The 20,353-nt window shown below is 72.8% G+C and carries 16 protein-coding genes; 9 read left to right on the plus strand and 7 right to left on the minus strand.

From position 1 onward, the window contains the following. Positions 1–66: 66 nt before the first annotated feature. Entirely contained in the window at positions 67–924 is an 858-nt protein-coding gene (locus ITJ60_RS13210) for a hypothetical protein (protein ID WP_194648230.1), read from the plus strand. Here the strand turns inward: ITJ60_RS13210 and ITJ60_RS13215 are convergent. Then, positions 815–2,617, minus strand: a complete 1,803-nt coding sequence (locus ITJ60_RS13215) for an ATP-dependent helicase (protein WP_194648231.1) — start codon at positions 2,615–2,617, stop codon at positions 815–817. The two genes, ITJ60_RS13210 and ITJ60_RS13215, sit on opposite strands and share 110 nt — an antisense overlap. Before the next feature lie 20 nt (positions 2,618–2,637). Then, the gene (gene nudC, locus ITJ60_RS13220) at positions 2,638–3,573 is read right to left on the minus strand and encodes an NAD(+) diphosphatase (protein WP_194648232.1); all 936 of its coding nucleotides are present in this window, start codon (positions 3,571–3,573) and stop codon (positions 2,638–2,640) included. Positions 3,574–3,702: 129 nt separating this feature from the next. Between nudC and ITJ60_RS13225 the strand changes: the two genes are divergently transcribed. Then, a complete protein-coding gene (locus ITJ60_RS13225; RefSeq protein WP_194648233.1) occupies positions 3,703–4,701 on the plus strand; it encodes a phosphotransferase in 999 nt (332 codons plus the stop codon). 217 nt (positions 4,702–4,918) lie between these two features. On the opposite strand, the gene ITJ60_RS13230 is transcribed toward ITJ60_RS13225, so the two are convergent. Beyond that, positions 4,919–8,200 carry an ATP-dependent DNA helicase gene (locus tag ITJ60_RS13230; RefSeq protein ID WP_323749177.1) on the minus strand — a complete coding sequence of 1,094 codons (3,282 nt, stop codon included), beginning with the start codon at positions 8,198–8,200 and terminating at the stop codon, positions 4,919–4,921. Next, on the minus strand, positions 8,197–11,352 hold the full coding sequence (locus ITJ60_RS13235; RefSeq protein WP_194648234.1) for a PD-(D/E)XK nuclease family protein: 3,156 nt from the start codon (positions 11,350–11,352) through the stop codon (positions 8,197–8,199). Before ITJ60_RS13235 ends, ITJ60_RS13230 begins: the two co-directional genes overlap by 4 nt. A gap of 127 nt (positions 11,353–11,479) precedes the next feature. Here ITJ60_RS13235 and ITJ60_RS13240 point away from each other — a divergent pair, with 127 nt between their 5' ends. Both ITJ60_RS13240 and ITJ60_RS13245 read left to right on the plus strand, forming a co-directional pair. Then, entirely contained in the window at positions 11,480–11,704 is a 225-nt protein-coding gene (locus tag ITJ60_RS13240; RefSeq protein WP_111084998.1) for a DUF3107 domain-containing protein, read from the plus strand. A 4-nt stretch (positions 11,705–11,708) separates the two neighbouring features. After that, positions 11,709–12,005: a hypothetical protein gene (locus ITJ60_RS13245; protein ID WP_123294090.1), complete on the plus strand. Its 297-nt coding sequence runs from the start codon at positions 11,709–11,711 to the stop codon at positions 12,003–12,005. Between the two features lie 22 nt (positions 12,006–12,027). Here the strand turns inward: ITJ60_RS13245 and ITJ60_RS13250 are convergent, their stop codons facing one another. Continuing rightward, positions 12,028–12,744 (minus strand): ferritin-like fold-containing protein, encoded by a 717-nt coding sequence (locus ITJ60_RS13250; RefSeq protein ID WP_235035842.1) that lies wholly within the window; start codon positions 12,742–12,744, stop codon positions 12,028–12,030. Between the two features lie 90 nt (positions 12,745–12,834). On the opposite strand from ITJ60_RS13250, the gene ITJ60_RS13255 reads away from it, so the two are divergent. Then, a complete protein-coding gene (locus ITJ60_RS13255) occupies positions 12,835–14,337 on the plus strand; it encodes a DEAD/DEAH box helicase (protein ID WP_194648235.1) in 1,503 nt (500 codons plus the stop codon). Between the two features lie 159 nt (positions 14,338–14,496). On the opposite strand, the gene ITJ60_RS13260 is transcribed toward ITJ60_RS13255, so the two are convergent. Continuing rightward, positions 14,497–15,369: a PHP domain-containing protein gene (locus ITJ60_RS13260; RefSeq protein ID WP_194648236.1), complete on the minus strand. Its 873-nt coding sequence runs from the start codon at positions 15,367–15,369 to the stop codon at positions 14,497–14,499. Between the two features lie 69 nt (positions 15,370–15,438). Here ITJ60_RS13260 and ITJ60_RS13265 point away from each other — a divergent pair, with 69 nt between their 5' ends. Together ITJ60_RS13265 and ITJ60_RS13270 are read left to right on the plus strand one after the other, a co-directional pair. Further along, entirely contained in the window at positions 15,439–16,923 is a 1,485-nt protein-coding gene (locus ITJ60_RS13265) for an aminopeptidase P family protein (protein ID WP_194648237.1), read from the plus strand. 9 nt (positions 16,924–16,932) lie between these two features. Further along, positions 16,933–17,421: a GNAT family N-acetyltransferase gene (locus tag ITJ60_RS13270; protein WP_194648238.1), complete on the plus strand. Its 489-nt coding sequence runs from the start codon at positions 16,933–16,935 to the stop codon at positions 17,419–17,421. A 55-nt stretch (positions 17,422–17,476) separates the two neighbouring features. Here ITJ60_RS13270 and ITJ60_RS13275 read toward each other — a convergent pair whose 3' ends face one another. Continuing rightward, the gene (locus ITJ60_RS13275) at positions 17,477–18,388 is read right to left on the minus strand and encodes a general stress protein (protein ID WP_194648239.1); all 912 of its coding nucleotides are present in this window, start codon (positions 18,386–18,388) and stop codon (positions 17,477–17,479) included. Positions 18,389–18,471: 83 nt separating this feature from the next. Between ITJ60_RS13275 and ITJ60_RS13280 the strand changes: the two genes are divergently transcribed. Further along, positions 18,472–19,791: a magnesium transporter MgtE N-terminal domain-containing protein gene (locus tag ITJ60_RS13280; protein ID WP_111084991.1), complete on the plus strand. Its 1,320-nt coding sequence runs from the start codon at positions 18,472–18,474 to the stop codon at positions 19,789–19,791. Positions 19,792–19,843: 52 nt separating this feature from the next. Then, the gene (locus ITJ60_RS13285) at positions 19,844–20,344 is read left to right on the plus strand and encodes a DUF1003 domain-containing protein (protein WP_111085044.1); all 501 of its coding nucleotides are present in this window, start codon (positions 19,844–19,846) and stop codon (positions 20,342–20,344) included. The last annotated feature ends 9 nt before the right edge of the window (positions 20,345–20,353 follow it).

A 20,353-nucleotide genomic window follows, 5' to 3' on the forward strand; every position in this document is an offset into this window, starting at 1 on the left:
CGCCGAGTTCTCCACAGATCCACCACCGGCCCCACGCGTGCCCCCCGACTCGGGCACCGTGGGGTCATGGGCATCCGCATCGATCCGACACTCGAGTTCGTCTGGCGCGACCCGACGACGGTGCAACTCGGGGTCGATCCGCCTCGTGCCGTCGTCGACGTCCCGACCACGGGCGAGGAACGGTTCCTCAGTGCCCTGCGGCGTGAGACGGGGCGCGAGGCCCTGAGCGGCCTCGCCGTCACCTCGGGCTGCCCACCGGACGTCGCCGCGCGCGTGCTCGGTGCGGCGTCCCCCGCGGTGATCGACGTCCTGCCCGAACCGCTCGAACGGGTCGAGGTGCACGGGGCCGGCGGGTTGGCGGACACGATCGCGGCACACCTGTCCGGCGAGGGCGTGACCGTCGCCCGGACCTCGTCCCCGCGGGGCGGCCCCGTCGACCTGCCGGAGCACGAACCCCGGCTCGCCGTGGTGGTCGCCGACCACGTCGTCGACCCGGCGCTCCGCGCCGCCTGGACCCGCAGGGGCGTGCCGCACCTGGCGGTCGTGGTGGGCGACGGCCGCATCCGCCTCGGGCCGTTCGTGGTCCCGGGGGCCGGCCCGTGCCTCCAGTGCGCCGAGTTCGCACGCGTGGACGACGACCCGGCGTGGCCGGCGATCGCGTCGCAGCTGTGGGGACGGCCACCGTCGACGCTGTCACCATGGCGGTCCGCCGCGGTGGCCGCGGCCACCACCCGGCTGCTCGTGCAGCGCCTGCCGCTCCGGTCGCAACGTGCCGACCCGGACCAGGTGGTGTTCGACCGCGACGACCTGGCCGTCAGCCGGTGGTCGGTGCCGCTCCATCCGCGGTGCGCGTGCCGAGCGCTGCCAGGAACCGACTCGGAGCGCGGGCTCCCCCACGCGTGGAACCCTGTCTCGACCACGTGATCGTCACGGTCCGCCGGGCGCGGGTCAGGCCGACGTAGAACAGGCGCCGTTCCTCGTCAACCTCGGTGTCGGTGGTGGCGTGCGAGATCGGCAACAGGCCCTCGGCGGCACCGGCGATGACCACGTTCGGCCACTCGAGGCCCTTGGATGAGTGCAGGGTCGCCAGGGTCACGGCGTCGACCTCGGGCTCGTGGTGGGTCGCGGCACGGTCCACCAGGTCCTGGGTGAACTGCTGCATGGTCGTCCCGGCGGGGGCGTCCTCGGCCAGGCCCATGATCGCCTGCAGCGCTTCCCACTGCTCGCGGACGGCGCCGGTGCCCTCGGGGGCGGTCGACGTCCACCCGCTGACCTGCAGCACGAGGCGGACACGGCGGGTCAGTTCGTCGTCGGTCTGCCGGATCGCCTCGCCGCGCATGTGGTGCACCGCGAGCTTCACCTCGGGCCGGTTGAAGAAGCGCGTGCCGCCCTGCACCCGGTAGGGGATGCCGTTGCGGCCGAGCGCGGACTCGAGGGCCGCGGACTGGGCGCCGACGCGGAACAGCACCGCGCAGTCGCCGTACGACGCTCCGCCGGCGACGAGTTCCGCGATCCGTCGGGCGATGGTCTGCGCCTCGTCGCCGTCGTGCACGCACGGCACCACGACGGGGTCGGGGCCGGCTTCGTCCGTCTGGGCGACCAGGTCGAGCGCGCCCGGTTGCCCGCGCATCAGGGCGTTGGCGGCGTGCACGACCTCGCGGGTGGAGCGGTAGTTCCGCTCGAGTCGCACGACCGAGCCGCGGGGGAACTCCGAGCCGAAGCCGAGCAGGTAGTCGCTCGACGCACCGGCGAACGAGTAGATCGTCTGGCTGGCGTCGCCGACGACGCACAGGTCGTCGCGCCCGCCGAGCCAGGCCCGCAGCAGGTCGTGCTGCACGGGCGAGACGTCCTGGTACTCGTCGACGACGAAGAACCGGTACTGCTGCCGCACGTAGGACGCCACCCGCGGCTCCGACTCGACCATGCCGAGCGTGGCGAGCAGGACGTCCTCGAAGTCGAGCTGTCGGCGGTCGTCCTTCAGGCGCTCGTAGGCCTTCATCAGGTCGATCACCCGGCGCGGTGAGGTGTCGCGCGGCATCACGCGCTCGGCGGCGGCGGCCTCGTACTCCTCGAGCGAGAGCATCTGCACCTTGCGCCACTCGACCTCGGCGGCCAGGTCGCGCAGCACCGGGGTGTCGACCGACATCCCGACGGTGTCCGCGGCGTGCGCGATCATCCGACCCTTGGACTCGACGATCTTCGGTGCGTGCCCGCCGACGGTGTCCGGCCAGAAGTAGCTGAGCTGCGCCATCGCCGCGGCGTGGAAGGTCCGAGCCTGCACCGTGCCGGCGCCGAGCGAGCGGAGCCGCGACCGCAGTTCCCCGGCGGCGCGGGTGGTGAACGTCAGCGCGAGGACGTGGTTCGGCGCGTAGGTGCCGGTCGCGACCCCGTAGGCGATGCGGTGGGTGATCGCACGGGTCTTGCCGGTGCCGGCGCCCGCCAGGACCGCGACGGGGCCGAGCAGGGTCCGGGCGACGGTTCGTTGCTCGGTGTCGAGAGCGGCGAGGAGTTCATCGGGCGACGGCGGACGGACCTCGGCCGACCCGGCCGAACCGGCCGAACCGGCCGAACCGGCCGACCCGGCCGAACCGGCCGAACCGGCTGCACCAGCTGGCACCGGCCCACGACCAGCGCTGCTCACGGCAGGTCCAGCGGCCCGCCGTACCACTCCTCGATGATGGCGCGGGCGATCGAGGTCCGACCGGGCAGCAGCAGGGTGTCCCCCGCACGCTCCCGGATGTCCTCGCGCGAGAACCAGCGCACGTCGAGGATCTCGACGCCGTCGGGCCGGGCGGTCGACGGGTCGCCGTCCACCGCGCGGGCACGGAAGCCGACCATCAGCGACGCGGGGAACGGCCACGGCTGCGAGCCGAGGTACTCGGGCTCCTCGACGTGCACGCCGGACTCCTCGAAGACCTCGCGGCGGACGGCGTCCTCGAGCGACTCGCCCGGTTCGACGAACCCGGCGAGCAGCGAGTAGCGGTTGGCGTCCCACGCGGCGTTCGAGCCGAGCAGGATGCGGTCGTCGGCGTCGACGACACCGACGATGATCGCGGCGTCGGTGCGCGGGAAGTGCTCGTGTCCTTCGGGGTCGCGGCGGACCCAGCCGCCGGTGACGACGTCGGTCGCGGACCCGGTGCGGGGCGAGAAGCCGTGGACGGCGTGCCAGTTCGCCATCGCCACGGCCTCGACCGCCAGGCCCTGGTCGCGCGGGGACAGCTCGGTGCCGAACATGCGCAGGCTCTCCCACGCGTCGTCGGACGGTTCGATGGCCGACGCGGTGGCGTCGTCGACGAGGGCCGCGACGAAGCGGGTGCCGGCTGGGGCGTCGGCAGCGTCGGACACGGCGCGGCCGAGGTACAGCGTCACGGTGCCGTCGGGCACGTCGGCACCGGTCACGAACCGCAGGGTGCCGTCGGCGTTCCGGAGCATCTCCGAGCCGTGCACCGGCAGGTACCGGGTCGCGGAGTCCTCGCGCAGGACCCGGTCGAGGTCCGGCGTCGTGCGGAACTCGGCGTCGCGGTCGAGTTCGTTGCGGGACAGCGGGAGCCGGGAGGCGAACTCGACGGTCACGGCAGAGGGCTCCTCGGTTCAGGTGCAGGCGAGGCCTGCGGGCAAGGCGTGCGGCAAGGCGTACTGGGAAGGCTTCGGGAACAGCGTGGCGTGCACCGGTGCAGGCGTCACGCACCTACCCTGAGGGGCATGGCGGGATCCCAGTTCACTCTAGCCGCGTTGGCGACGACGGCCGTGCCCGGTCTCGTCGTCACGGGCACGCGCACGCTCGGCTCGGCCGCGGCCGGCGACTACGAGTCGGCTCTCCTCCGCGACGCCGACGGCGCCCTGACGGTCATCCGACGTCCCCGGAACCAGCGGGCGGAAGCCCGGCAGTCGGCCGACCTCGTCGCGATCCGTGCGCTGAGCGCCGGGATCCGCACGCGCCTCCCGTTCGGTGTGGCCGAGTACCGCGGTCAGGCGCCGATCGGATCGACCCGCGCCATCGTCACCACCCGGCTGCCGGGCGCGCACCCGACGCTCGCGTCGTTCGCCGAGCGCCCCGAGCTCGCCACGAGCGTCGGCCGCGCCCTCGCCGCGATCCACCAGCTGCCGACGAGCTTCGTCTCGGACGCCGGCCTGCCGTCGCTCACCCCTTTCGAGGTGCTGCGCTCCGCCGTGTCCGTGATGGATCGCGCCGTCGCCACCAAGCTCGTGCCCGCCGCCCTGGTCGAACGGTGGGAGGGTGCCGCGCGCGACCAGCAGCTGTGGCAGTTCACCCCCACCGTCGTGCACGGATCGATCGGCACCGGCGTGCTGCTCGTCGAGGGCGACGCCGTCAGCGGGATCCTCGACTGGGGCGAGCTCCGACTCGGCGACCCGGCGAAGGACCTCGCCTGGGTGCTCGCCGGCCGACGCGACGCCTTCGACACCGTCCTGAGCGCCTACGAGGCGAACGGGGGCGGACGCGACCGCCAGCTCGCGCAGCGCGCCCGCGTGCACCACGAACTCGAGACGGCGCACTGGCTGCTGCACGGCGTCCAGGCGAAGAGCACCGAGGTCGTCGACGACGCGGTCGCCATGATGCACCGACTGGTCGACGCGGTGCACGCGCCGAGCGCGGAGCCGCTGCAGTCGGTGTCCCCCGAGACGATGGAGATCGGCGAGGTCGAGCAGTTGCTGTCGTCGACCGAACGCCGACACGGCTGACCCCACGCGTCGGTCGTGTGGCCGACGACGGTCGCACGGGACGCGGTGTCCGCGACCGCCTGGAGGTCCGGTGCCGGTCCGGCGGGCCGGCACCGGGCCTCCAGTGCGTTGCCGGACGGGCGCGGGGCGCTCCGCCGAGCGGTCACGTCTGCCGGGCGGTCACGTCGTCGATCAGCCAGGACCCGGCGACCCAGCAGCTCGGCAGCTCGGTGGCCCGTCAGCCGATCGCGGCCGTCCAGGCGCGCTCGAGGCCGGCACGGTCCAGCAGCTCGGTCGGACGCACCTCGAGGTCGTCCGCGACGAAGTAGAACACGGCGTCGACCTGGTCGAGCGGTCGACCGGTGAACTCGGCGTAGGCCACCCGGTACAGGGCGAGCTGCAGCGTCCGTCGGGCCAGGTCGTCGGCACCGGACGGTGCCTTGCCCGTCTTCCAGTCGACGACCTCGGCACGCCCGTCGATCTCGTAGACGGCGTCGAGCTTGCAGACGACGCTGTGCCCGAGGAACGGGATGTGGATCTCCCGCTCGACCTCGACCGGCGTGCGGCCGGCCCACCGTGAGCGGGCGAAGGTGGCCTGGAAGTCGGCCAGCCGTCGGGCGTCGTCGTCCGTGACCACGGCGTCCGGCGAGGCGTCGACCAGGTCGTCGGCGTCGAGGTCGAGTTCGTCGCCCCACACGTCGAGGGTCTCGAGCGACCCGCCCGAACGGGCACGCTGCTCCACCCACTGGTGGAAGAGCGTGCCGAGCCGGGTCGCTCGGTACGGACGCTCCGGCATCGGCCGCCGCAGGCGTTCGGCCACCGTGTCCGGCTCGGTCAGGTAGTCCTTGAAGCCGGACGCCGGCACGCGGTGCGGGACCACGACCGCGTGCTTCGCGTTCCGGGTCGCGCGTCGTTCGGCGAGCAGCAGGTCGATGTCGGCCGCGTACCGGCCGGAGGCACCGGGGTTGGCGTTCCGCACCCGCTCGGCCGCCGCCAGCACCCGGGGCGCTCGCTGCCCGAACGGCACGTGCGGCCAGAGCTGCCGGGCGCCGTCCTCGCCGAGGGGGTTCTCGTCGTGCACGGTGGTCTCCGGGATCGCGGTGCCGTCGACGACCCCGGCCTCGACCAGGTCGTGCAGGTACCGGCTCGGCTCGGTGGGGCGCACGCCGCCGGCCCAGAACGAACCGGACACGAGCAGGTCGTGGCGGGCACGGGTCAGTGCGACGTACGTGAGTCGTCGTTCCTCGTCCTCGTTGCGGGCCTTCACCTGCTCCTTGAAGGCGTCGATCGCGGTCGTGACGTCCTTCTGGGTCTCCTGCCCGCGCCACGCCAGGCTCGGCAGCTCGGCGCCGTCCCCCCGGAACTCGTACGGCAGACGGCCGAAGCCGAGCCACCCGGACGAGCCCTCCTGCGGCCGCGCGGGCAGCCCGCCCTCGACCATGCGCGGCACCGCGACGGCGTCCCACTCGAGGCCCTTCGACCCGTGGATCGTCAGGATCTGGACCGTGCCGGCTTCGGGTTCCTCGGAGCGCGGGCCCATGTCGTCACGGCGGGCGGCGGCGTCGATCCAGCCCAGGAACGAGCCGAGGTCGGCGCGGTCGTCGGTGGACACGAACCCGGCGAGCTCGTCGATGAAGGCATCGAGGTAAGCCCCGCTGCCCTGCTCGTGCGCCGCGACCTCGATGTCGAGCCGCATCTCCTGCACCACGAGCGTCACGAAGTCGACCAGGTCGCTGCCGGCCCGCGACCGCAGCATCGCGAGCTGCGCGCCGAGCGCCCGCATCCGGCTGCGGCCGGCGGGCGTGATGCCCTCGAGCGCGCCGTGCTCGTCCGGTGCGGTCGCCACGAAGTCCAGGGCGTCGACGATCGAACCGTGCTCCCCCGCGGCCACCGAGGCGCGGAACGCCGCCGTCAGTTCGTCGTCGAGCCGCTGCTGGGTGTGGTCGCGCTGGAACAGCCACCGCGCGAGGTGGTGCAGGGCGACGACGTCCGCGGCGCCCACCCGCCACCGGGCACCCGCGAGCAACCGGATGAGGTCGTTGCCGGCAGCCGGGTCGTGCAGCACCCGCAGGCACGCGACCAGGTCCACGATCTCGGGGCGCTGGAGCAGGCCGCCGGTGCCGAGCACGTGGAAGGGCACCGCGCGCGCTCCGAGCGCCGCGGTGAACGACGCCAGGTCCTTGCGGGCACGGAGCAGCAGGGCCATCGACCCGGTCGGGTTCCGCTTCCGGTGGCCCTGGAACCACGAGGCGACCTCGTCGGCCTCTTCCGGCAGGGTCTCCGGGAACACCGCCCGGACCGTCCCGGCGTCCGCACCGGGTCGCGGTGACAGGCGCTCGACGTCGACCTCGGACGCCTCGGACAGCGGCGCCACGATCGCGTTCGCCCCCGCGAGGACGTCGATCGGGTTCCGCCAGCTCGTCGACAGCGCGAACGTCACCGGCCGGACCGCATCCGGCTCGGTGCCGCCGAAGTCGTGCGGGAAGCGGGCGAGGTTCGCGGCGCTCGCACCGCGGAACCCGTAGATCGACTGGTGCGGGTCGCCCACGGCCATCACCGAGTGCCCGCGGAACAGCCGGGCGAGGAACCGGGTCTGCACCACCGAGGTGTCCTGGTACTCGTCGAGCAGCACGACGCCGAACCGCTGCCGCAGGTCCGTGACCACCCGCGGCGCGGACTCGGCCGCGGCGAGCGCCAGGGCGATCTGGTCGGAGAACTCGACGAAGCCGCGGTCGACCTTCTGCCGCCGGAACTCCGCGACCAGGTCGGCCAGGGGCTCCAGCGCACCGATCGCGGCGACGGCGTCGGTGATCGCCTTGTACGGTTTGCCACGGTTGCCGGGCAGTTCGAGCAGGTCGGAGAACTCGACGGCGAACCGGCGGAGGTCCTCGGGTTCGACGAGGTGCTCGGACGTGGCCCCGGCGAGCGCCACGACGGCCGCCGTGAGCGTGTCGACGTCGCGGTCGAGCCCGGCCAGACGGTCGTCACGCGCGGCCACCACGACGCGGCGGGCCAGCTGCCAGGCGGACGGTTCGGTCAGGACCTGGGACTCGCCGTCGCGGCCGACGAGCAGGGCGTTCTCGCGGAAGACGGCGTTCGCGAACGCGTTGTAGGTCGAGACAGTGGGCGCTTCGAAGGCGTCGCCCGGGGTGATCAGACCGACGTCCTCGAGTGCACGGATGCGGTCGTTGATGCGCACCGAGAGCTCGCCGGCGGCCTTGCGGGTGAAGGTCAGACCGAGGACCTCGTCGGGGCGGACCATCCCGTTCGCGAGCAGCCAGACCACCCGCGACGCCATCGTCTCGGTCTTGCCGCTGCCGGCTCCGGCGACGACCAGGGCGGGGGTGAGCGGGGACTCGATGACGGCGCGCTGCTGTGCGGTCGGGCGCGGGCGGCCGAGGGCGTCGGCGATGGCGTCGGCCCCGTGCCGGATCGCGGGCGCGTGGGTTCCGGGCGCGTCCGTCGTGTCGGTCGTGCCGGACGTGTCGGTGGTGTCGGTGGTGTCGGTCGTGTCGGTCACCAGGTCACCTCCGAGACCACGTGGATGCGGCACTCGACACCGGTCCGGGCCTTCTCGCAGTGGTCGTCCACGTTCGCCAGGAAGGTCCGTCCGGCCATGCCGCGCGCGACCCCGTGCAGGCGCTCCCGGTAGGCGTCGCGCGCCTCGGCGTCGAACGCGTGCTGGGTGCGCTCCGAGTAGGCGTGCCCGCCGCGGGGGTTCTGCACGAACACGAGTCGGGCGTCCGTCATGGCCGAGCCGGCCGGAACGCCCTCGACCGCGCCGTCCTCGATCGCCAGCTGGTACGCGCCGAGCTGCGGGTGCTCCGGCATGTCGTTCTTCTCGCTCGGCATCGAGCGTCCGGTCTTGAGGTCCACGACGCTGACGCGGCCTTCGGGGTCGACCTCGATGCGGTCGATGCTGCCGCGCATCCGGGCGGGGCCGGTGACCAGGGCGAACGAGGTCTCGGCGCCGAGCAACCGGCGGCCGGCGCCCGCGAAGGTCCGCAGGTAGTCGCTGAGCCCCTCGATCATGCGGCGGGTGCGCGCGCGTTCCCGATCTGCCACCCACGGCGACTCGAAGGTCAGTTCGTCCCACCGGGCCTCGACCCGCTCCCACAGCGACTCGACGTCGATCTCGGTCGCGTGCTCCATCGCCTCGTGCACGATCGTGCCGATCCCCATCGCCGGACTCGGCGCACCGCCGCCGAAGGTCTGCACGAACCAGTGCACCGGGCACTCCTCGAACGTGCCGATGCGCGACGGCGAGACGGACACGGTCGGGGCGACGGGCTCGCCGCCCTCGACCTCGGGCACCGGCTCGGCGTCGAGGTCGACCAGCGGCTCGTCGGTGGTGGGCTCGGCGAGGCCGTACCAGTCGTCCGGTGCGGCCCCGGGGACCTCGGCCGCGGCCAACCGGGCGAGCGCCGAGGCGGCCTCGTGGTCGCCGGACAGGACGACCCGACGTCGCAGGGACCCGGCCAGTCCGCGCAGGGACAGCGGGTGCACGGTCGGCTGCCGGTCCGGCGGCACCGGCACCAGGCGGACGAACGGCGACGGGGACTCGTCGTCGTTGGCGACGGTGCCGATCACGACCTGCGTGGTCGCGCGGGAGACGGCGCGGGCGAACAAGCGGAGTTCGTCGGCGACCACCGCGGCGCGGTCGTCGATCGGCGAACGCTCGGCTCCCGACGCCGCACGGACCAGACCGTCCGGGTCGAGCAGACTGCCACGCACCCGGGTGTTCGGCCACACGCCGTCCTGCAGTCCGAACACCACGACGACGTCGCACTCGAGTCCGATCGTCGCCGAGGGGGTGAGCACCCGGACCCGGCCGGCGGTGCGGTCGGGTCCGATGGAGTCCTCGGGCAGGTCGGCGCCGAGCAGGTCGTCGACGAACACCCGGGCCGGGGCGTCCGGGGTGCGTTCGACGAACCGCTTGGCGGCGGTGAACAGGCCGACGACGGCGTCGAGGTGCCGGTCCGCCTCGCCCGCTCCGACCCCGCCGGCTGCGGACTGCCCGCCCCACGACTTCGCGAGGCCGCTGCGTTCCCACAGGCCCCAGAGGATCTCCTCGATGCTCGATCCGGCCTCGGCGTCGGCGTGTGCCTGCACCAGACTGCGTGCGAGTCGGGTCGCCCGTCTGGCGAAGCCGGCGTCGACCGTGGCCAGACGCTCCGGGGCACCGAGCGCGTCGATCAGGAGTTCGTCGGCCGTGCGGGTGCCGTCGCCGGCGAGCTCTTCGCGCCGCAGGGCGAGCCGCAGCCGGCGCATCGCCAGGGTGTCGAGTCCGCCGAGCGGCCCGGTGGCGAACGCGGTGGCCAGGGCGGCGTCGAGGGGCAGGACCCCGAGGGCGACCGCCGCGGCGTCGAGCAGTGCCCGCGCCGCCGAGTCGTCACGGGGGCGGACGGGCGCGGCACCGGCGGTCGCGGGGACCTCGGCCACCGAGAGCGCACGCACGAGCTCGGGGATCGCGGCGCCGCTGCGGGTGACGACGGCCATCCGGTGCCACGGCACACCGTCGAGCAGGCGGTGCTCCCGGAGCCGTCGGGCGACGGCGACGAGCAGCGCCGACCGGCTCGCCGCCTCGAGGTGCACGACGGCGTCTGCTCGGGCGTCCTCGTCGCTCGCCGTCGCCGCGCGCTGCCGACCGGCCGCTGCCGTGCCGATGCGCCCCGTGATCCCGGAGACCAACGACCGGATCGGCGCGGGGTACCGGTGCACGGTGCCGAGGAAGAGTTCGTCGACTCGGTCCACGCCGAGCCGCACGGCCAGGCGCCCGAGCACGTCCGGTTCGGCCCCGCGGAACGCCGAGGCGGCGATGTCCGGATCGCCGAACGCGACGACCTGCACGCCGGACCGGGCGAGCGCACCGAGCAGTGCCACCTCGCCCTCGACGAGTTCCTGGGTGTCGTCGACCACGATGAGTCCGAGGGCGGCGACGCTCGCGGGCAGCTCCCCCCGCAGCACGGCGGCGGTGGCGAACGCGACGAGCTCACCGGAGTCGAGGCTGGTCGCACGGAACGCGGTGACCGAGGCCCGGTACTCGTCGACGAAGTCACCGACGGCCCGCCACTCGGGTCGACCGCCCTCGTCGCCGAGCTCGCGCATGTCCTCGGGCTCGACGCCCGCCGCGACCGCACGCATCATGACGTCGCGCATCGCGGTCCGGAACCCGGCGCGCTCCCGCACCACCGCGGTGATGGGTTCGGGCCAGTCCGGACCGGTGCCGTCGAGCTCGTGACCGGCGAGCAGGTCGGCGATGATGCGGTCCTGCTCGCCACCGGTCAGCAGCGTGGGTGCTTCCTGCCCCTGGACCGCCGCGGCGTGCGCGACGATCTGGAAGGCCAACGAGTTCACGGTCCGGGCGAGCGCTCCGGGCACCACGCGGTCGACGGCGGCGGCGAGGCGGTCACGCAGGGCGGTGGCAGCGGTCCGCGACGAGGTCAGCGCGAGCACGGTGGCGTGCCCGTCGGGGCTGATCGCGTGCGGTCCGCGCAACCGGTCGGCGACGAGCCGGGCGAGCGTGGTCGTCTTGCCCGTGCCGGGAGCGCCGATGACCGCCGCGTGTCGGCCGTCGGGCAGCGCGAGCACGGCGGTCTGGGACGGGTCGTCGACCAGGGCGCGTGCGACGCCGACGTCTGCGGGGGCTGGCGTCAGCGTGGTCTGCGGCACGCTCGTACGGTACCCACGACCGCCGACACCACCCGGCCCGACGCGGGCGCGGCGCGTACCCGGGCCGCCGAGTGCGCCCGCGGCGAACGTCCGATGTCCTCCGGGACCGCTCGGATACGCTGTGCTCGTGGACATCAAGATCGGCATCATCAACAGCCCGCGCGAGATCGCGTTCGAGACCGCCCAGACCGCCGACGAGATCGAGAAGGCCGTGTCTGAGGCCCTCGCGTCGAAGGCGACGCACCTGTCGCTCCAGGACGAGAAGGGCCGTCGCTTCATCGTTCCGGTCGCCGCCCTGGCGTACGTCGAGGTCGGCGCGGAAGAGGCACGCCGCATCGGCTTCGTCGCCTGACGACGTGGAACTGCTCTTCGCCGTCCTCGGCGGCCTGATCATCGGCGGGATCGCGCACGTGGTCCTGCCGTGGCGCGCCAGTCGTGGCGTCCTGATCGGGCCCGCCGTGGGCGGCATCGCTGCTGCCGTGCTGTGGGAGGCACTGACCTGGGCCGGCTGGCGGTACGACGCCACCTGGATCTGGGTCGTGGCCCTGGTCGGCGCGGGCGTCGTCGCCCTCGTCGTCGAGTGGCTGCTCGGGACGCGCCGCGACAAGAGCGACGTCGAGTACTACGAACGACTCAAGGCCCGCGGGGCCTGAGCCGAGCACGGGACCGCCGCGCCTAGGCCGTCAGGCCGAGTGCATCCATCCGTCGGGTGTGCGCCGCGATCAGTTCGGTCCAGACCGGCTCGAGCCGCTCCTGGTCCTCGCGAGCGTGCGACGCCAGCGCCGACCGTGCCACGAGCAGGGTGTCGCCGACCAGACGCCGGCCCCACATCGCCAGGCGCGAGCCGACCTCGGGGTCGTCCTCGATGCGGGCGGTCAGTTCCTCGACGACCGCGGGTTCCTCACGCGCGTCGAACACGGAGCGCAACCGCTGCCGCACGTCGTTCGGCAGCGACCGCAGCAGGTTGCCGAACAGGTCGTTCAGGATGCCCGCCGTGACGTAGCCGGTCAGCATCGACTCGTACCAGTCGGCGCCGCTCGTGCGCTCGAGGAACCGGTCGATCGCCTCGCGGTGCGGCGCCATCAGTTCCGCCGGGTCCGACCCGTTGCGTTCGATCTCGGCGACGATCGTGCGGTGCCGGTCGAGCGCCGTCGTCGCGAGCACACCCGTCACCAGGCGACCGGACAGCGTCGGTGCCGAGGCACCGGCACGACCCATCGTCTCGTAGACGGAGAGCTGCAGGTACGCGGCCTGGCCCAGGTAGACGTCGAGCTCGGGGGTGACGTCGTCGAGCGCCAGACGCTTGACCTGGCTTGCGTTCCGCGGGTTCCGCGACGCGAGCCACGCTGCTGCGAGCTGCGCCGCGCGCTTCCGGTTCCACCACGACACCACCCGGAGAGCATAGCGGGAACCGCCTCGCGCCCCGCTCCACCCGCCCATCGGTAGACTGGCCCGGACTTCCACCAGAACTAAGGTGATTCTTTGACTTTCGCAGACCTCTCCATCGAGCAGGACATCGTCGACGCGCTCGCGGGCAAGGGCATCCTCGAGCCCTTCCCGATCCAGCAGCAGACGATCCCGCTCGCCCTCACCGGCCAGGACATCATCGGCCAGGCCAAGACCGGTACCGGCAAGACCTTCGGGTTCGGCCTCCCCCTCATCCAGCGACTCGGCGCCGACCCGGCCCCCGGCGTCAAGGCCCTCGTCGTCGTCCCGACCCGCGAACTCGCGGTCCAGGTGACCGAGGACCTCGAGGTCGCCACCTCGAACCGCCCGACCACCGTCGCGGCGATCTACGGCGGCAAGGCGTACGAGGGCCAGATCGAGCAGCTCAAGGCCGGTGCCCAGATCGTGGTCGGCACGCCCGGGCGCCTCATCGACCTGCAGCGTCAGCGACTCCTCGACCTGTCCCACGTGCAGGAGGTCGTCCTCGACGAGGCCGACCGCATGCTCGACCTGGGCTTCCTGTCGGACATCGAGCGCATCTTCCAGGCCATCCCCGAGGTACGGCACACGATGCTGTTCTCGGCCACGATGCCCGCGCCGATCGTCGCCCTCGCCCGCCGGTTCATGAGCCGTCCGGTGCACATCCGGGCGACCGACCCGGACGAGGGCCTGATGCAGGCCAACATCAAGCACCTCATCTACCGCGCGCACTCCCTGGACAAGGACGAGGTCATCGCCCGCATCCTCCAGGCCGAGGGCCGCGGCAAGACCGTGATCTTCACCCGCACCAAGCGTGCGGCGGCGAAGCTGGTCGAGGAGCTCAAGGACCGCGGGTTCAACGCCGCAGCGGTCCACGGTGACCTCAACCAGGAGCAGCGCGAGCGCGCGATGGCCGCCTTCAAGGCCGGCAAGCGTGACGTGCTCATCGCCACCGACGTCGCCGCCCGCGGCATCGACGTGGACGACGTCACGCACGTCATCAATCACACGATCCCGGACGACCCGGACACCTACCTGCACCGCGCCGGTCGTACCGGCCGTGCCGGCAAGACCGGCATCGCGGTCACGTTCGTCGACTGGGACGACCTGCACAAGTGGACGCTGATCGACAAGGCCCTCGAGTTCGGCATCCCCGAGCCCGTCGAGACCTACTCGTCGTCGCCGCACCTGTTCGAGGAACTCGACATCCCGAAGGGCACCAAGGGCCGTCTGCCCGGTGCGTCGTCGCACGCCGCGTCGGCCGGTGCCCCCGCCGAGAAGCGCAGCAGCGACCGTCCGGCCTCCGGTCCGCGTGACGCGTCGCGTTCGCGGTCGCGCAGTCGCACCCGGTCAGGAGGCTCTGAGCAGCCCGCCTCGCAGGCTCCCGCCTCCGAGTCCGCGGCTCCGACCTCCGCGCCCACCGACGACACGTCGGCCACCGAGGGCGGGACCACCGACGGCGCCGCGAAGCGTCGCCGCCGTCGCCGCCGTCGCGGAGCCGGCACCGGCGATGCCTCGGCGACCGCCTCGGCACCGCAGGGTTCGTCGGACGGCGAGTAGCGCCTCCAGACCGAAGGGTCCGTCGCTGACGCGACGGGCCCTTCGTCGTCCCCGCCCGCACACCGCCCCGAGACTCGGGCTGAGCGACATTCCTCGCGCCCGCGGACACGAGAACTGTCGCTGAACACGAGTCTCGGACCGGTGGGGACGAGCCTCGGGTCAGGACAAGCGCGAGCCGGGGCCGACCACGGGCGCGCTGCCGGTGGCCTCGGACAGGATGGCGTCGAACGCGACCCGCGCCGTCCGGTGCTCGCCGAGCCGGTTCGGCTTGCCCGTGCCGTGGTAGTCGCTCGAACCGGTGACGAACAGGCCGTAGCGCGACGCCCAGTCGAGCAGGGTGCGCTTGCCGTGCGCCAGGTTCTCGCGGTGGTCCACCTCGAGCCCGCCGAGCCCGGCGTCGACGAGGTCGCGGAGCATCGGCTCGTCGATGACGATCCCCCGCGACGAGGCTGCCGGGTGCGCGATGACCGGCACACCGCCCGCCTGTCGGATGAGTTCGACGCCGCGCAGGGGCGACGGCGCCTCGTGCGGTTCGTAGTAGCCGGATGCCGGGTGCAGGATCCCGCGGAACGCCGCGCTCCGGTCGGACTCCAGGCCCCGCGCGACGAGCGCGTCGGCGATGTGCGGGCGGCCGATGGTGGCCCCGGGGCTCGCCTGCGCCAGGACGTCGGCCCAGGTGATCGGGTGGTCCTCGCCGATGCGGTCGACCATGCGGTGCGCGCGCGAGAGGCGGCCGGAGCGGATGCGGTCCGTCTCCTCGACCAGGCCCGGGTCCTGCGGATCGACCAGGTAGCCGAGGACGTGCACACTGCGGAAACCGATGCGCGTGCTCAGCTCGAGACCCGGCAGGAGCGTCAGCGGCAGCTCGCGTGCGGACTCGGACGCGTCGGCCCAACCGGCGGTCGTGTCGTGGTCGGTCAGCGCGACGGCGTCCAGGCCGGCGGCCGCGGCCGCTCGGACGAGCTCCGCGGGTCGCTCGGTGCCGTCGGAGACACTCGAGTGCGCGTGCAGGTCGATGAACGGGTCGGGCACGTCGACAATGCTATCCACAGGTGAGGGGCCGCACAGGACGCCGGTGCAGCGCGGTGCGATGATGGGGGCATGGCCGACACGACTCCCCGCGCGACGAGCAACCGTTCCACGACCCCCGGGTCCTCGACCTTCAAGGACTTCATCGGGTCGCAGTGGGCCGACCGCGAGCAGACGATCCCCGAGCCCCGCGAGCAGGCCGCCTTCGCCGCCGAGCGTCGGGCCCGCATCTCCGAGCTGCACCCGGGCCGCACGATCGTCGTCCCCGCCGGGCAGGCCAAGGTCCGCTCGAACGACTGCGACTACCCGTTCCGCCCGCACTCCACCTTCGCGCACCTGACCGGGTGGGGCACCGACACCGTCGTCGGTTCCGTCCTCGTGATGACGCCGAACGGCTCCGGGCACGACGCCACGCTCTACTTCCGCGCCACGGCCGGTCGTGATTCGGAAGAGTTCTACGCGAACCCCGAGATCGGCGAGTTCTGGGTCGGCCCGCGTCCGTCGCTCGACGCCGTCGCCGCCGACCTCGGGCTGGCCACGGCCGACCTCGGCTCCTTCTCGGACGTCGCCGACGGACTCGACGCCTCGGCGCTGCTCGTGCGCGAGGCCGACGACGACCTGACCCGCACCCTCGACGCACGACTCGGCAGCGCGGTCGGCGGCGCTCCGGAGACCGACGACGCACCGGCGACCGACGACGTCCTCGCCCGTGACCTGTCCGAGCAGCGCCTGGTGAAGGACGCGTACGAGGTGGGCGAGCTCCGCAAGGCCGTCGACGCCACCAAGCACGGCTTCGACGACGTGATCGCCGACTTCGACGCCGTCCTGGCGCACCAGCGGGGCGAGCGCATCGTCGAGGGCACCTTCAACCGCCGGGCTCGTGCCGACGGCAACACGGTCGGCTACGACACGATCGCCGCCTCGGGCCACCACGCCTGCATCCTGCACTGGACCCGGAACGACGGCGCCGTGCAGCCGGGTGACCTGATCCTCATCGACGCCGGGGTCGAGGTCGACTCGTTCTACACGGCCGACATCACCCGCACGCTGCCGGTCAGCGGCACGTTCTCGCCCGTGCAGCGCATGGTCTACGACGCCGTGCTCGAGGCGGCCGACGCCGCGTTCGCCATCGTCAAGCCGGGCATCACGTTCCGCCAGGTGCACGCCACCGCGATGGAGGTCATCGCCCGCAAGACCGCCGAGTGGGGCTTCCTGCCCGTCTCGTCGGAAGAGTCGCTCGAGCCGGACAACCAGTTCCACCGCCGCTACATGGTGCACGGCACGAGCCACCACCTCGGCCTCGACGTGCACGACTGCGCGAAGGCCCGTCGCGAGATGTACATCGACGGCGTCGTGCAGCCCGGCATGGTGTTCACGATCGAGCCCGGTCTGTACTTCCAGCAGGACGACCTGACGGTGCCCGAGGAGTTCCGCGGCATCGGCGTCCGGATCGAGGACGACATCCTGGTCACCGAGGACGGGGCCGAGAACCTGTCGATCGGCATCCCCCGGACCCCCTCGGAAGTGGAGGGGTGGATCGCCCGCTCCGGCCGCTAGCCTGAGCGGGTGACGACGCCCGACGCCTCCTCCGACACCCGCACGCAGCAGTTCTCGATCGAGGTCGAGCACTTCGACTCCCCCGACGCGCAGCGGCTCCGGGCCGCGCAGCGCCTGGAGATCGACCGCGCCTACGGCGGCGACACCGAACCCGGCGACAAGCCGACGGCAGACTCCATCGCGGTGTTCTTCCTGGCGCGCGACGAAGCCGGTACTCCGCTGGCGTGCGGCGGACTGCGGGTCGTCGACGACGGCATCACCGAGATCAAGCGCATGTACGTCCGGCCGGAGTCCCGCGGCTCGGGTGTGGCGGCCGCGCTGCTGCGCCGGCTCGAAGAGGCCGCGCTCGACCTCGGGTCACCGGCGCTCGTGCTCGAGACGGGGAACGAGCAGAAGCGCGCCGTCGGGTTCTACGAGCGCGAGGGCTTCACGCGCATCGCCAACTTCGGTCCGTACGTCGGCGCCCCGCTGTCGATCTGCTACTCGAAGGTGCTGTAGCCCGAGCACACCGGCCCCGAGCACACCGGCCCCGGGAACACCGACCCTGCAGGCGTCAGGGGCGCTCGTCGCCCTTCGGGGACGACGGGGACGACGGGGTCGACGAAGACGACGGTGCCGGCGGCGTCGCACCGGGCACCCGCTCGCCGTACTGCGGCGGGTCCTGCGGACGACGCTCGGGGATCGCCGGCCCACCCGAGGTGGGTCGGTCGGCGGGTGCGGCAGCGGACGGGTCTGCGTGCTCCCCGTACCGGGGTCCGTCGTTCGTGCCGTACCGCGGCGGGGCCGTGGGCGCATCCGTCTGCCCGCCGGGGGCCGACGTGCCGGGCTGCTGCGGGCCTCCTGGCTGCTGGTGGGGTGTCGCGTGTCCGCCGTACGGCGACTGCTGCTGCGGCGGGGTGGGGCGCCACGGCTGCTGTCCCTGCACCGGTGCTCCGGGAGCGCCCTGCTGGGGCTGCTCGTTCCAGTGTGTGGACGGCGTCGCGCCGTGCTCCCCGAGGATGCGTTGCGCCTGACCGGTCAGCTGCGGGTTGACGACGATCTGGTAGTTGGTGGCGAGCACCTGGTGGACGCTCGTGAAGTCGCGCTGCCGCTTGGTGATCGCGAACGAGACGATGCCGTAGAGCATGCCGAACGCGGCGCCGATGATCGCGGCGGCGAGGATCAGGCCGCCGGCGCTCGGGGAGAACAGGGTGAGCACGATGCCGAAGAAGATGCCGAGCCAGAGACCGGACAGTGCTCCGGCGATCGCCGCACGGCCGTAGGTCATCTTGCCAGTGACGCGCTCGACGGTCTTCAGGTCGTTGCCCACGATCGAGAGCTGGTTGACCGGGAAGTCGGCGTCCGCGAGCTTCGCCACGACGCGCTGCGCATCGGGGTAGCTGTCGTACGTGCCGAGGACGTCGCCCTTGGGCAGCGTCGGGAAGGCCTGGGCGGTCCTGCCGGCGAAGGGACTCTGATTGCTCACACAGCCATCATTCACCGCGCACCTTGCAATCGCACGTGCACCGCCGGGGAAGCGCCAGCACGCAACCGACTACGCTGGGTCGGGTGAGCGCCACGAAGGTCTTCGTCGCCCGCCTCGCCGGGTGCTCCGTCTTCGACCCCGCGGGCGACCGCGTGGGCAAGGTCCGGGACGTCCTGGTGGTCTACCGCCGGGCCGATCCCCCGCACGTCGTGGGGTTGATCGTCGAGGTACCGGGCAAGCGCCGCATCTTCGTCAGCGTCGGTCGCATCACCTCGATCGGTGCCGGCCAGGTCATCACCACCGGGCTCGTCAACATGCGCCGCTTCGAGCAGCGCGGCGGAGAGGTGCGGGTGATCGCCGAGATGCTCGGTCGCAAGGTGCTCATCAAGAACCAGCGCATCCGCGCCACGATCGAGGACGTCGCGATCGAGGACCGCGGGCAGGGCGACTGGGAGGTCGCGCAGCTCTTCCTCCGCAAGCCGAAGACCACACCGTCGCCGTTCGGCAAGGGCCCGACGACGTTCGCGACGTGGAACGAGGTCACCGAGGACGAGCTCCCCGGCGAGGCCCAGTCCGCCGAGCACGTCATCGCCGCGTACTCCGACCTGGTGCCCGCCGACCTGGCGAGCACGCTGCTCGACCTGCCGGAGGAACGCCGGTTCGAGGTCGCCGAAGAGCTCCCCGACGACCGACTGGCCGACGTGCTCGAGGAGATGCCCGACCAGGAGCGCGTCGAGATCCTGTCGCGGCTCGAGGACTCCCGTGCGGCCGACGTGCTCGACCAGATGCAGCCGGACGACGCCGCCGACGTCCTCGCGCAGTTCTCCGACGAACGGAGCGAGGCACTCCTGCAGCTCATGGAGCCGGAGGAGGCGCAGGACGTCCGCATGCTCCTGGAGTACGAGCCGGACACCGCCGGTGGTCTGATGACCACCGAGCCCGTCATCGTCTCCGCCGACGCGACCGTCGCCGAGGGGCTCGCGCTCGTCCGCCGCCACGACCTCGCCCCGGTGCTCGGCGCCGCGGTGTGCGTCACGCTGCCGCCGTACGAGCCGCCGACCGGTCGGTTCCTCGGGCTGGTGCACTTCCAGCGCATGCTCCGCTACCCGCCGAACGAACGGCTCGGCACGCTCATCGACCAGCAGACCGAACCGGTCCGGGTCGACGCGAGCGCAGCCGAGGTCACCCGCGTGATGGCGACCTACAACCTGCTGTCCGTCCCCGTGGTCGACGACGCCCACCGCCTCGTCGGGGTGGTGACGATCGACGATGTCCTCGACCACGTCCTGCCGGACGACTGGCGAAGTCAGGGCGAGGGGGAACCCTCACCGCTTCCACGCCAACGCCCGCGCAAGACACCCGTGACGACGGGAAGGAGGACCACCCGTGGCCCGAACGGATGAGAACCGTCGTGATCGCGAGCGCTCCGACGTCCGCCTCGACTCCCCCAAGGGCATGCGCACGCGCGTGCTCCCGACCCGCCGTCGTGGCGGACGCGGTGACACGTTCGGTCGCGCGACCGAGGGCATCGCACGGGGCATGGGCACGCCGTGGTTCCTCATCGGCCTCACCCTGTTCTGTGTGGTCTGGATGGGCTACAACACCCTCGCGCCGAAGCCGTGGCAGTTCGACTCCGCCGCGATCGGCTTCACCGCACTGACCCTGGTGCTGTCGCTGCAGGCCTCGTACGCCGCCCCGCTCATCCTGCTCGCGCAGAACCGGCAGGACGACCGCGACCGCGTGCAGTTCGAGCAGGACCGGCAGCGTGCGGAGCGCAACCTGGCGGACACCGAGTACCTGGCGCGCGAGGTCGTCGCGCTCCGGCTGGCGATGCGCGACATGGCGTCGAAGGACTTCATCCGCGCCGAGCTGCGGTCCCTGCTCGAGGAACTCGACCGGCGCGACGCCGACGACGCCGGCTACGCGAACGAGCCCGGCAGCTCCACCCGTGGCTGACACGGCTCC

The organism is Curtobacterium sp. VKM Ac-2884, from assembly GCF_015350945.1.
Classification (GTDB): domain Bacteria; phylum Actinomycetota; class Actinomycetes; order Actinomycetales; family Microbacteriaceae; genus Curtobacterium.